The organism is Flaviramulus basaltis, from assembly GCF_900114265.1.
Classification (GTDB): domain Bacteria; phylum Bacteroidota; class Bacteroidia; order Flavobacteriales; family Flavobacteriaceae; genus Flaviramulus; species Flaviramulus basaltis.
Map to the genome: position 1 here is coordinate 502,081 of NZ_FPKV01000003.1, position 11,884 is coordinate 513,964.

The window sequence follows — 11,884 nt, forward strand, 5'->3', positions numbered from 1 at the left end:
CATATAATTTTGTGATTTATTTATTGCATGAATTCAATTCAGCTAGATAACCAGATGCTAACGTTTTAAGACTGTTGTTGTAGTGGTTTTTTATGTACTCTACACTTTCTATTGATAGATTTTCAGTATTCTCATTGTCTTTTATGATTTCATGATTACAATCACATATTTTTAAAGACTCATTGTATGTTTTTATATTTAATACGATTGCACTTTTATAAGAAAAAATTAATTGCTCCTTTTTCAACGTTAATTCTTTTTCTTTTTGCTGAGCCATTTGCATTTTAATCTCTTCTTCTTTTTGCTTCAAAGCATCTTGTTGTTGCTTTAATTTTAATTGCTCGTTTTGTAAATCGTTAAGTGTTGTGTTTTCAGTAACATCAATATTATCGGTTTCAACAGCACATTTATCAATTTCTATTATACATTCTTTGCTCACATCTCTGGCGCGTTTTACATAAAAACGACCATCTTCATAAGTTTCTACACCCTCAACTTTGGCTAGTAGTTCAATACTTTTGTCGGCAAGTTCTAATGCTGTTTTACAACCACAATCTTTTAATGATTTTTTAGAAAGCTTATATGATTCTAAAGATCTGTTGGCAAAGTATTTTAAATGGCTAATATTATTAGCTTCATAAGCATCTTTTACATGTGAATATGCATTTACAATATAAGAATTGGCATCGTCGCAATTTGACTGTGCATTAATAATTAAAGAAGCTAAAAGAGCGAAAAATAGAAAAAAGTTTTTCATGGAAATAAGGTTAGTTACATAAATAGGTAGGGCGAATGTATTAAAAACATTATATATAACTATGTGTTTCGTCGAAATTATGGATTTACTATAAAAATTCTAGAAGTGAAAACATGAAGAGAACTAACCAGATAAATGATTTTTTAAGTTTTTAAGAAAAGTATCAAGTCTAAGTTTTACCTCATCATTAATAATCTCATTTTCAATATATGTATGAATATCTCCTAAATAGTTCATTCCTAAATAATTGGCAGATTCTACAAAAGGCATTGTAAATCCTTCTTTTAAATCATCATAATTACTACAACTTAACATCGCCATGTTTTTTCCACGTAGTTTTCTACCTATATCTTTATGTATTCTTATTAAATCTGAAATTCTGTCAAAAAATACTTTTAAAATACCGCTCATACTATACCAATAAACGGGAGTTGCAAAAATAATAGTATCATAATTATCAATAATATGTGTAATTAAACCAATAAAGTCATCATCTTGATTTTTATATTCATAATTTTAAAAAGTGTAGTAAAAATACCAACTTTTATTAATTCATGCGGATCTTTTTAAATAGAAACAATTAATAATATGCATGAAAAAATCGATTGCATTTTATATATTTAATCAAATAAAAATTTTAAAATGAATGACTACAAGGTAACCACAAGTATATCTTTAAAAAACGCTGAAACTAAAGTTGTAATTGATGATGCAGAAAAAGAACTTAAAGACGTTAGAAAAAAACTAGGTAAACTACAAAACACCATGTATGCCCACAATAAATATGCTGTGTTAGTATGTTTACAAGGTATGGATACTTCTGGTAAAGACAGTTTGGTGCGTGAAGTATTTAAAGATTTTAATGTACGTGGTGTTGAGGTGCATAGTTTTAAAGTGCCTACCGAGTTGGAATTAAGTCATGATTATTTGTGGCGACATTATATAGTACTTCCAGAACGTGGTAAGTTTGGAGTTTTTAATAGAACACATTACGAAAATGTACTAGTAACAAGAGTACATCCTGGTTACATTTTAGGAGAAAACATTCCAACAGTTAATTCGGTTGAAGATATAGACGATGACTTTTGGGATGAACGTTTTGAACAAATCAATAATTTTGAAAAACATATAGCAGAAAGTGGCACCATTATTTTTAAATTCTTTTTAAATCTTTCTAAAGAAGAACAAAAAAATAGATTACTACGTCGTTTAAGAAAACAAGAAAAAAACTGGAAATTCTCACCTGGCGATTTAAAAGAACGTAAACTTTGGGATAAATACCAAGACTGTTATGAAGATGCTATAAACAGAACATCAAAACCACATGCGCCTTGGTATAACATTCCAGCTGATGATAAACCCACAGCACGTTATTTAGTTGCTAAAATCATGTATGATGCATTAAGTCAATATACAGATATTCAAGAACCAGAATTAGATGATGATATAAAAGCAAATATTGAGTTGTATAAAGAACAACTAAATAACGAATAGGTGTTTCATTTTTGTTAGACTTTTTTAATAACTTTAGTAGATTAAATATTGATTATGAGAAATTTACTGTTTTTAATGCTTGTGCTAATATTTACTTCTTGTAAAACAAAAAAGCAAACAATTTGGAGTGCAGAACAAGAAGCCAGAGAACAAACCACAGAAAATGTTGTAGTCGTAAACGATATAAAAAGCGGTAACGATTTAACTACGCATTTAAGAGGTATATCTGGTTTAAGAGTTCAAGGAAGTGGCTCAAACGCAAAAATTACTATTAGAGGTGCAAATTCTTTTGCACTAACAACAGAACCATTGTTTGTTGTTGATGGACAACGTTATACTGGAACTTATAATGCACTATACAATGATATTTCAGTTAACAATATAAAGTCCATAAATGTATTAAAGGACCCAGCTTCTTTAGGTGTTTATGGTTCAAGTGGATCTAATGGTGTTATTGAAATTAAGACAAAAAAATAGTATTTCTTCAATATAAATAATAGGTAATATGTATAATTTATGATTTTTTTTTGATTATTTACATTTGCTAAATAGTATATTTAACTCAAAAAAATAATCTATGAAGTATTCTTTTCTCTTATTATTCATTCTTTTATCATCAAGTATATTTTCTCAAACAGATGAAGAAGTTGTTAAGAAAATATATGCACAGTCATTGACAAATGGTAAAAGTTACGATTGGTTAAACCATTTATCAAACCAAATAGGAAGTCGATTATCAGGGTCTTTAGGAGCTGAAAAGGCAGTAGTTTATACTAAGGATGAACTTGATAAATTAGGTTTAGATAAAGTTTGGTTACAACCAGTTATGGTGCCTAGGTGGATAAGAGGAAGTAAAGAATTTGCTTTTATAGAAACTGAGCCAGGAAAAACAACAAATGTAAATATATGTGCTCTAGGAGGTTCAGTCTCAACACCAGCATTAGGTTTAAAAGCAAGTGTTGTTGAGGTTAAGAATTTTGAAGAATTAGAAAAACTTGGAAAAGAAAATGTAGAAGGCAAAATAGTTTTCTATAATAGACCGATGCAAGCCGATTTAATTCACACTTTTGAAGCTTATGGAGGTTGTGTGAACCAGCGTTATCAAGGCGCATTAGAAGCTTCTAAATATGGCGCAATTGGCGTAATTGTACGTTCTATGAATTTAAGATTAGACGATTTACCTCATACAGGAAGTATGAGTTATGGTGATTTACCTGTTGAAAAACGTATTCCTTCCGCAGCAATTAGTACTAACGATGCTGAGTTATTAAGCGCTATGTTAAAGTTAGACAATACTACAAAGCTATATTTTAAACAAAGCTGCAAACAACTTAAAGATGTTCAATCTTATAATGTTATTGGAGAAATTACGGGTAGTGAATTCCCTAATGAGTACATGGTAGTTGGAGGACATTTAGATTCTTGGGATTTAGGAGATGGTTCGCATGATGATGGTGCTGGTGTTGTACAATCCATGGACGTGTTACGATTACTTAAAGAGTCTGGAATTAAACCAAAGCGAAGTATAAGAGTGGTTTTGTTTATGAATGAAGAAAATGGCTTGCGTGGTGGAAATAAATATGCTGAAATTTCAAAACAAAAAGGAGAAAACCATGTGTTTGCTTTAGAAAGTGATTCGGGAGGATTTACACCTCGCGGTTTTAGTTTTGACTGTAACGATGCTAGTTTTAATCAAGTTTTAAGCTGGCAACCTTTGTTTAAACCTTATTTAATTCATTATTTTGAAAAAGGGCATAGTGGAGCAGATGTTGGACCTTTAAAAACTGAATCTAATGTTTTAGCAGGTTTGGTACCAGATTCTCAGCGTTATTTTGATCATCATCATGCAAGTAATGATACTTTTGATGCCATTAATAAAAGAGAATTAGAATTGGGAGCTGCAACGATGACATCTTTGGTATACTTATTTGATAAATATGGCATTAATCCAATTTCAAATCCAGAAAAAATTAAAAACTAATTCAGACTAATTATTGTTAGCCATTTAAAGTTTACAACTATTACATGTCATTGAATACAAATAGAATGAAAAACCTCAGTTTATTATTTACCTTAATGGTAGTAACAGTTACTATGGCACAAAACGAAGAAGAATTGCCTTATTATGAAATACCTGAAGACTCAGAAACATATACGGCAGGAACAGTTGCAGCAAGAGTTATAGATGGTTTAGGTTTTAGATTTTATTGGGCAACAGAAGGTTTAAGAGAAGAGGATTTAGCTTTTAGACCAAGCGATATGGGTAGAACGACTCAAGAAACGACAAAGCATGTTTACGATTTATCCAAAGTGATTGTGAATTCTACTTTACTAAAAGAAAATATTGGAAGTGCCAAAGAATCTGATTTGTCGTTTAAAGACATGCGAAAACAAACACTAATCAATTTGAAAACTGCTGCCGATATATTAAGAAAAAGCGATGACATTTCTCAATATAAACTAGTATTTAAAAACGATAATGGAACCTACGAGTTTCCTTTTTGGAATGGACTAAATGGACCAATAGCTGATGCTTTGTGGCATTGTGGGCAAGTCGTATCGTTTAGGCGCAGTTCTGGAAATTCTTATAACTCAAAAGCAAGTGTGTTTACGGGGAAAGTGAAAGAGTAATGTTTAGATAGTTTTTTAAAATTTGAATCATTCTCTTTTACTTTTCCTTTATAGATAATTCCTCATCTAATGCACTAATAAGTGAAATTATTTTGCTTTCAACTCGTTGTGCTCTATTAAGAACTCCAGAGTTTTCATAGGTTATAGCAGACATTAGTTTAAAAAAATTTTCGTCTTTTTTTAATTTATTATAATCTTCCTTCGAAATCTCAAAATTACCATAGTACTTGGTAACATTAGAATTAAATTTCATTACAAAATATTCTAATAATTTAGGTTCGCTATGCATAGCATGAAACCTGAGACGCTCTTCTTCATAACGTTTGTAATAGCTATAAAGCCTTTCGTATAGTAATGAAATATCGTTTCTTAAACTATCATTAGAAATAATTCCTATACCTTTTGAAACTAAAAGACCATAACCACTTTTGTTAGGATCAAAATGAGGTGTTACTCGCAATAGTATAGATTTTTCATTTAGGCTGTCTGAGGGTAGTTCATGTGTTTGTAAATAATTTTTTATGTAAGCACTCGCTACATTAATATCTTCCATAATACCAATGTCTTCTTGGATTTCAACTAAATCAAGTTTTAGATTGCTTTTAAGTTCTTTTATGATTTTGATTTCAAGTAAGCTTTCTTCTTTTTCGTTCTTCCATGTATTTATTTGTAAAGCAATCAAAATACCTATAACCACAAGGATAATTTCACCAATAGCATATTTAAAATATTTACTAGTTTTGCCTTCGTTTATAAGGTTTTTGCGGATGTTTCTGAAGATTTTAATCATTATTTATAACTAGTTTTATCATTGATGCTCACTATAACCATAATTTTTGTCTAAGTAATCTAGAATATTTTTATTTTTATTTTCCAGAGACTTAGCTTTTGCTTCAAAGTACGTTGATGTACTTGCAATAAATCTACATAAAGGTAATATGCGTTTGTCCTCAAAAATTGCATTGTAAACCTCTTTATTAGGTGCTTTTGGAGTACTTGTAGGGAAAAATTTTCTATGTTCCGTATTGGTGAAGAGCTCGTATTTTAACTTTCGAAGTTCAAGTCTAACAGGATTTGCAGAATTTGTAAAATCGACGGTTATAGCTTTAAGGTCACGATAATAATCTTGAAGCATTTTTAAAAGCCTCGAATCTGGAAATTCGGATAAATTGCCAGAAGAATTTAAAAAGTCCCAAGTATTGTTAGTTTCAGAAATAATTGGAGTTGTAGTAAAAGAATTAAAATCCAAGATAAATTTTAATGAATCGGCTAGCACTTTATTTTTAGATTCCATAACAGGAATTATATTTCTTCCAGCATCCATTTGCTTTTTTAAAATAGCAACTGCTTTTTCAATTTGAAAGGCATCAGATTTAATATCTTCAGATATAGAATTAATATTGGTGTGCATTCTGTTTTCATCTTTTCTCGCTTCATTCCAATTATTAATCTGTAATGCAATGAGAATACCAATAACCACTAATAAAATTTCGCCAATGGCATATTTAAAATATTTACTGGTTTTGCCTTCGTTTAAAAGGTTTTCACGAATGTTTCTAAAGAGTTTTATCATTTTGTTTCTTTTAGAATGTCATCTATAAGTATTGTCAATTCATTTAGCTTTTCTTTATTGCTGATGATTCTATATAAGTAATCGTCCATAATATTTTCAAACTCAATGTCTTCAAAAATTTGAAGTTTATCTACTTTAAGAAGCGTTTTGTTTTTCCATTTTAAATTTCCATAAACATCAATATCTTTTAAGGAGTATTTTTTAGATAAATATGGAATAAGTTCATTATCAATTTTAAGTTCAACTCTTTTAAAACTAACATCTACTGATTTCATGCTTCTTGTCCATTCATAGAGCAAGTCTTTTAAATTTTCATTTTGCAATAATTGTAGGCGACCTGATTGGAGAAGATCAAAAATAGTGTTTTCTGAAGGTCTAAATGTACCAGCCTCCAGAGCATAATAAAATAAACTATCTACATTTTGTTTATTTATTGTTTCATTGTCTTGACCAACCAGATTTATTAGTGTTATAGATGTATTTAGACAAATACTATTTTTATGAATAGTTGATTGTAGCACTTTTTTATTTTGAATAAATTCACTGTGAATATTTTTTAAAATGCTTAGCTCTTCAATTTTAGAAACTCTATTTTGATTCCAATTATTTATTTGTAAAGCAATCAAAATACCTATAACCACAAGAACTATTTCTCCAACCGCATATTTTATGTATTTTGATGTTTTGCCTTCATTGAGAAGGTTTTTACGAACGTTTCTAAAGAGCTTAATCATTATTAATTATCTTCAATTTCTTTTGAAAGCAATCTGGAAAGGATGCTTAGTTTTTTATGAGTATCATGGTAAATGAGTAATAGAGAATTCGTTAAAAAATATTTATTATCAATTATGCTTTCAAATTTTATGTCGTTTAAAAGGATACGATTATCTGTAATGGGAAAATTGCTCTCACCTAACTCTTTTTTATTAGGTGAAAACTTTGCATCTACTTGGCGTAGTGAGATTAAATCGTATATCCTTGGGAATAAAAAATTATCATCATGAGTATCAATATAGCCTATATTTACTCTAATAGTAGTTATTATGGAAGGAAACTCATATATAACATTTTTAAGTGAATCAGATTTCATATTTGATACTTTGCCGGTGGTTATGGCTTCATTTAGAACTGATGCATTTAGCTCAAATCTTGGGGTAGAAATAATTTCATAAATTAAAGAGTCGGTTTTTTTAATTTCCTTTTCTTTATAATTAGTGCCAGTCATTTTTAATAATTCCAATGATGCATTTAGGGACTTATTTAACCTTTTAATTTGAGAATCAAGAATGATAATATTTTGATTTGTTTCTAATAATAAACGTTTGGAAAGTTCTTTAGAATCATTATTCTGAATTCTACCTGTGTTCCAATTATTTACTTGAAGTGCAACTAAAATTCCAATTATAACAAGGATGATTTCTCCAATAGCATATTTAAGATATTTGGAGGTTTTGCCTTCATTAAGAAGTTTTTTACGGGTGTTTTTAAAGAGTTTTATCATAATTTTTTCTTTTTAAAAACTTTAATAAGTAAAAAAACAAGACTCAAAACGGCAATAATAATAGCAGTAACAATCATTTCATTTTTTGCCAAGTTGGAGAGAAAATATAGAATAATTATGATGGCTAGAATAGGTACTGTCCAACCTCCTGGAATTCTAAATCCTTCTGTGTACTTTTCTTGAGAATTACGTAACTTAATTACAGACAATGCCACACCTAAATAAAGCATTAGCATAGAACTACTCGCGATAATAGCTAATTTTTCAAAACTACCAGAAATGGCCAGAATAAAGCCAATGGTTGCATATACAATTATGGCAACATAAGGTGTAGCAAAGGACTTATGAATTTTCGAGAGTGCCTTTATTGGAATAACATTATCTCTGGAAAGCGCATAAACTATTCTTGGACTGTTAAGTATTGTGCCACTCATATAACCAAACATAGAAATAACAGCACCAACAATTAAAAGGACGTATCCAAAAGAACCAAAAACAACTTTGGCTGTTTCAGCAAGTGGAGCAGCTTTAAAATTTGGTAATTCATTGCCTAAAACACCTTGTGCTACCGTTTGAATTAAAACATAAATAACTACTACAGTTGCTATACTTATTAAAATCGCTTTAGGAATTGTGCGTTTTGGATTAACAACTTCACCTCCAACTATAATACCCGTTTCGCACCCTTGAAAAGCAAAAAATAGAATAAGAGATGTTTCCCCCAGTGTTTTTATATTTGGCATATTTTCAAAATATAAATTACTTAAAGAAACATTTTTAAATCCAATAAGAATAAGTAAAAGCAAGGGTATTAGTTTAATAATGGTATTGAATTTTACTAAGCCGATACCTTGTTTTAACCCAATAACATTTATATAAACCATTCCATAAAAAAGAATGAAGAGGAATAAAAATCGTAGCCATCCATTTTCAAAAATTGGATAAGCAGAAGCAATAATATTTACCAAAGCATTTGATACAGCGGCATCTGCAAACAAATTACTGCCAACGGCAAAAAAACCTCCAATAAACCCAGCATAATCTCCAAAAGCTGTTTCAATATAAGTGTAAGGCCCACCTGTATTCGTGACTTTACTTCCTGCTTCTGCAAAGCAAAGCATAATCATTGCCATTAAAAACCCGCAAAAAAGGTAGGCAATAATACTTGATGCACCCATATAACCAGCTACAATTGCTGGTAGTACAAAAATACCAGAACCAATAATAATGTTTATAATGTTGGCTGATAAGCCAAATACACCAACTCGTCTTTTTAATCCTTCTTCCTTTTGAATCATATTTCTGTTTTTATTTAAATATGTGTTACAAATAACTTAACCACCATATGTCTTTGTTGTTTTGTTTATATAAATCAAATTTTTTACAGAGTGGGTATAGAAGTAAGACAATGATAATCCAAACCAAATAAACAAAACCAAGGTTTATACCAAAGCCTTTTAGTGAAGGAGCTTCTGTAACCCAATCTTTTAAAATCATTTTTCCCCAGCCAAACCCAGAAAGTTCTGCATAAAGTAAAGCTAAGACATGAATTAAATAAATATGTATGATGTAATAGAAGAAAGGTACTCTTCCAAAAGTTTTAAAAATTTCTGCTAATCTACCTTTTAGTTTCTCGCTATTTGCAAGAAAAATAAATGTTACTCCTAAAGTCATTAATAAATACGTTAACGAAGGTGGATATTTTGCGGGATTTAAAAATGAAATCAAATTTTTGGATATCGTATCATAATTTTTCCACGGTGTAAGATTACCGTAAACATTTGTGAATCTTAATACTATAAATAAAATTAAAGAGGATATGCCTAAAATGTTGAACATTTTTTTTCTTTTATTCGCATTAAAAGAAGCATTGTAAAATGCCCCAAAATAATAGCCTAACGACATAACCGCAACCCAGGGAATAATAGGATAACCTGTTTCAAAATCATACCCGTTTCCTAAATCAAAAAAAGCATATTCATGAAGCATAGCCCATAGCACATTGCCCTCATAATGTATAGAATCTAAAAGATTATGTCCAAAAATTAAGAGGCAACTAAAAATTATAATATAATGTTTAGGCAACCAAATAATTCCGGCTAAAGCAATCATGCTTATTCCTAAAACCCATATTACAAACAAACCAGGGCTAGAAAAAGTAACATCAAAATACCATGCAAAATTGACTATGATTAATTCTATAAATACTAACCAAATACCACGCTTAATTAAAAAGCTAGATAATTCTTTTTTAGTTTTTCTTTTACTTACCATGAAAGCTGATAATCCTGCTGAAAAACTAAATGCTGGTGCGCAAAAATGAGTAATCCATCGGGTTAAAAAAAAGGGTAAATTGCTCTGTGTAGGGTCTTCAGGGCTAAACAGGAAAGAATCATTGTGAAAATAATCTCTTGTATGGTCGAGTGCCATAAGTACCATAACTAAACCTTTTAAAATATCAATAGATTCAATTCGGTTGGTTTTTAAAGTCATAAGTCTTTTAGCTTTATGTTTTTATTGAAAAAGACTTGAGGAGATTCTCAATAAATATAATTAATTTAATTTAGCTTTAAAGAAATCATCCAGAATCAATTGTTTATTTTGATTATGGATGTTTTTTAGTCTATTTTTTGAGCGCATGTCTTTTTTTGTAGCTTAAATTACGCCATAGCCATTCTAAAGGGCCAAACTGAAAATACTTTAACCAAAGAGGACTTGCTATTAACTGAAATAACCATATTGAGAAAACAATGTATAATAATTCATGACGTTTAAAGGTGCCAAATAAAGCAAAACCAGCACCAGTGAATATAAACATAGCAAAAACCGAATGCATTACATAGTTAGTTAATGCCATTTTACCAACAGCAGAGAGTGCATTTTTTAACCATTTTAGAATTGATGATTTACAAAAAAGCATGATAAGTCCCACATGACCCATGGCAACTCCAACACGACCCAAATCATAAGTTATATTTGTTTTTGAGAAACTTAACAAGGAGAATTTTTGATTCATAATATAGTTGATCTCAAAATAATTAGTGGTTAACCCAACTAAATACCCTAAAGTTGCCATTATAAAATAAAATTTATAAGACTTCTCTGCAGATAAAATATTTAATTTGAATAAGGCTATACCTAAAAGCATCATACTTAATACATCCCATAAATCATATCGATAAGGCCAATTCTCATCATAATGTTGATTTGTTGGCCCTAGAAATGCAACTACATTTAAATAGCTTTTGCGCATATTATTGTTATAATCTTTAACACCTTCTGGTGATCTTTCCCATTGCTTATTTTCCCACTTGAATTCTGTTTCTTTAAGTTCCTTGGTTAATGTTTTTCCTTCAGATTTATTGGTTTTAACAAGTGCAACATCTTCCATAAATTTTACATCTTTAGTATAATCGAAGTAACTCCATAAAGCACCTACTGAGAATAAGAATAATGCAATAAGAATTAATTTTTTTGGCGACAAGTATCTAAATGAGTATACCAAGAACCCCATGAGTGCATATTGATATAAAATTTCACCAGTCCAAAGCAATAAATAGCCATGAACCAATCCAAAAAAGAGTAGCCATAGTAATCTTCTAAAATAAATGTCTGCAGCCTTCAAACCTGCACCTTTATTTTCCAATCTATCTAATAGAATAAACATACCTACTCCAAATAGTAGAGAAAACAATGCTCTCATAGTACCTTCAAAAAACATGTTTGTTGCTATCCAAGTATAAAGATCCCATCCAGTAGAACCTCCGGATACAGTGGGATCACCATATGCATGAGCTAAACCCATACCGTTAATATTCATTAATAAAATTCCAAAAAGAACGATTCCTCTAATTACATCAAGAGAGTGAATCCTGTCCATTGCTTTTAAAGGGGTTAATGATGTTGCTGTTGTTGTCATAATGGTTGA

The 11,884-nt window shown here is 30.0% G+C and carries 12 protein-coding genes and 1 pseudogene; 4 read left to right on the forward strand and 9 right to left on the reverse strand.

The window, feature by feature from the left end; genetic code table 11:
- Positions 1–16: 16 nt before the first annotated feature.
- Positions 17–757, reverse strand: a complete 741-nt coding sequence (locus BT151_RS14480) for a hypothetical protein (protein WP_072403044.1) — start codon at positions 755–757, stop codon at positions 17–19.
- Positions 758–880: 123 nt separating this feature from the next.
- Positions 881–1,249 (reverse strand): annotated as a pseudogene (locus BT151_RS14485) (flavodoxin family protein); the annotation flags it as partial.
- 150 nt (positions 1,250–1,399) lie between these two features.
- Between BT151_RS14485 and BT151_RS14490 the strand changes: the two are divergent.
- The 4 genes from BT151_RS14490 to BT151_RS14505 all read left to right on the forward strand — a co-directional run bounded on the left by BT151_RS14490 (position 1,400) and on the right by BT151_RS14505 (position 4,882).
- Positions 1,400–2,251, forward strand: a complete 852-nt coding sequence (locus BT151_RS14490) for a PPK2 family polyphosphate kinase (protein ID WP_072403046.1) — start codon at positions 1,400–1,402, stop codon at positions 2,249–2,251.
- Between the two features lie 54 nt (positions 2,252–2,305).
- Positions 2,306–2,728, forward strand: a complete 423-nt coding sequence (locus tag BT151_RS14495) for a TonB-dependent receptor plug domain-containing protein (RefSeq protein ID WP_072403047.1) — start codon at positions 2,306–2,308, stop codon at positions 2,726–2,728.
- 100 nt (positions 2,729–2,828) lie between these two features.
- Complete coding sequence (locus BT151_RS14500; RefSeq protein WP_072403048.1) at positions 2,829–4,232, forward strand: M20/M25/M40 family metallo-hydrolase; 1,404 nt, start codon at positions 2,829–2,831, stop codon at positions 4,230–4,232.
- Positions 4,233–4,297: 65 nt separating this feature from the next.
- Positions 4,298–4,882: a hypothetical protein gene (locus BT151_RS14505; RefSeq protein WP_072403049.1), complete on the forward strand. Its 585-nt coding sequence runs from the start codon at positions 4,298–4,300 to the stop codon at positions 4,880–4,882.
- 37 nt (positions 4,883–4,919) lie between these two features.
- Here the strand turns inward: BT151_RS14505 and BT151_RS14510 are convergent, their stop codons facing one another.
- The 7 genes from BT151_RS14510 to BT151_RS14540 form a co-directional block, all read right to left on the reverse strand.
- Positions 4,920–5,672: a DUF6090 family protein gene (locus BT151_RS14510; RefSeq protein WP_072403050.1), complete on the reverse strand. Its 753-nt coding sequence runs from the start codon at positions 5,670–5,672 to the stop codon at positions 4,920–4,922.
- Positions 5,673–5,690: 18 nt separating this feature from the next.
- Positions 5,691–6,455: a DUF6090 family protein gene (locus BT151_RS14515; RefSeq protein WP_072403051.1), complete on the reverse strand. Its 765-nt coding sequence runs from the start codon at positions 6,453–6,455 to the stop codon at positions 5,691–5,693.
- Positions 6,452–7,189 carry a hypothetical protein gene (locus BT151_RS14520; RefSeq protein WP_072403052.1) on the reverse strand — a complete coding sequence of 246 codons (738 nt, stop codon included), beginning with the start codon at positions 7,187–7,189 and terminating at the stop codon, positions 6,452–6,454. The genes BT151_RS14515 and BT151_RS14520 overlap by 4 nt, the downstream gene beginning before the upstream one ends.
- Before the next feature lie 2 nt (positions 7,190–7,191).
- On the reverse strand, positions 7,192–7,956 hold the full coding sequence (locus tag BT151_RS14525; protein ID WP_072403053.1) for a hypothetical protein: 765 nt from the start codon (positions 7,954–7,956) through the stop codon (positions 7,192–7,194).
- Positions 7,953–9,254 carry an APC family permease gene (locus BT151_RS14530; protein WP_072403054.1) on the reverse strand — a complete coding sequence of 434 codons (1,302 nt, stop codon included), beginning with the start codon at positions 9,252–9,254 and terminating at the stop codon, positions 7,953–7,955. Before BT151_RS14530 ends, BT151_RS14525 begins: the two co-directional genes overlap by 4 nt.
- Before the next feature lie 25 nt (positions 9,255–9,279).
- Entirely contained in the window at positions 9,280–10,449 is a 1,170-nt protein-coding gene (locus tag BT151_RS14535; RefSeq protein WP_072403055.1) for an acetyltransferase domain-containing protein, read from the reverse strand.
- Positions 10,450–10,579: 130 nt separating this feature from the next.
- Positions 10,580–11,875, reverse strand: coding sequence for a DUF418 domain-containing protein (locus BT151_RS14540; RefSeq protein WP_072403056.1), 1,296 nt, complete (start codon positions 11,873–11,875; stop codon positions 10,580–10,582).
- Positions 11,876–11,884 lie beyond the last annotated feature (9 nt).

Coding starts and splice junctions, on each gene's coding strand:
- BT151_RS14525 (WP_072403053.1), bottom strand. CDS start 7,956: ATGATAAAACTCTTTAAAAACACCCGTAAAAAACTTCTTAATGAAGGC.
- BT151_RS14490 (WP_072403046.1), top strand. CDS start 1,400: ATGAATGACTACAAGGTAACCACAAGTATATCTTTAAAAAACGCTGAA.
- BT151_RS14510 (WP_072403050.1), bottom strand. CDS start 5,672: ATGATTAAAATCTTCAGAAACATCCGCAAAAACCTTATAAACGAAGGC.
- BT151_RS14500 (WP_072403048.1), top strand. CDS start 2,829: ATGAAGTATTCTTTTCTCTTATTATTCATTCTTTTATCATCAAGTATA.
- BT151_RS14540 (WP_072403056.1), bottom strand. CDS start 11,875: ATGACAACAACAGCAACATCATTAACCCCTTTAAAAGCAATGGACAGG.
- BT151_RS14535 (WP_072403055.1), bottom strand. CDS start 10,449: ATGACTTTAAAAACCAACCGAATTGAATCTATTGATATTTTAAAAGGT.
- BT151_RS14515 (WP_072403051.1), bottom strand. CDS start 6,455: ATGATAAAACTCTTTAGAAACATTCGTGAAAACCTTTTAAACGAAGGC.
- BT151_RS14495 (WP_072403047.1), top strand. CDS start 2,306: ATGAGAAATTTACTGTTTTTAATGCTTGTGCTAATATTTACTTCTTGT.
- BT151_RS14530 (WP_072403054.1), bottom strand. CDS start 9,254: ATGATTCAAAAGGAAGAAGGATTAAAAAGACGAGTTGGTGTATTTGGC.
- BT151_RS14480 (WP_072403044.1), bottom strand. CDS start 757: ATGAAAAACTTTTTTCTATTTTTCGCTCTTTTAGCTTCTTTAATTATT.
- BT151_RS14520 (WP_072403052.1), bottom strand. CDS start 7,189: ATGATTAAGCTCTTTAGAAACGTTCGTAAAAACCTTCTCAATGAAGGC.
- BT151_RS14505 (WP_072403049.1), top strand. CDS start 4,298: ATGAAAAACCTCAGTTTATTATTTACCTTAATGGTAGTAACAGTTACT.